The organism is Spirulina sp. CCY15215, from assembly GCF_016888125.1.
In the GTDB taxonomy this organism is placed as follows: domain Bacteria; phylum Cyanobacteriota; class Cyanobacteriia; order Cyanobacteriales; family Spirulinaceae; genus CCY15215.
This window is the reverse complement of sequence record NZ_JACSWA010000401.1, coordinates 1-242: the sequence shown is the minus strand read 5'-3', so window position 1 is coordinate 242 and position 242 is coordinate 1. Positions and strand designations below refer to the sequence as shown.

At 40.5% G+C, this 242-nt stretch carries 1 pseudogene; it reads left to right on the top strand.

Annotation, left to right across the window (positions count from 1 at the left end):
* A pseudogene (locus JUI58_RS11425) lies at positions 1-242 on the top strand (Uma2 family endonuclease); the annotation flags it as partial.

The following is a 242-nucleotide window of genomic DNA, read 5'->3' as shown; positions in this document are numbered from 1 at the left end:
GGATAAAATTTACCACAAGCGAGAAGGATTTAGTTTTATTTCACCCTGATGGAGAGCGTTTTGTTGATTTTGTTGAGGTTGTTGAACAGCGCGATCGTCAAAAACAAAGAGCTATTATCGCTGAAAACCAACGCGATCGCGAACGTTTAGAAAAAGAACTTGAAAAACAACGTGCCGATCGCGCCGAATTTGACTTACAAAAAATGAGAGATCGCCTTTTACAATTGGGGATCGATCCTGAT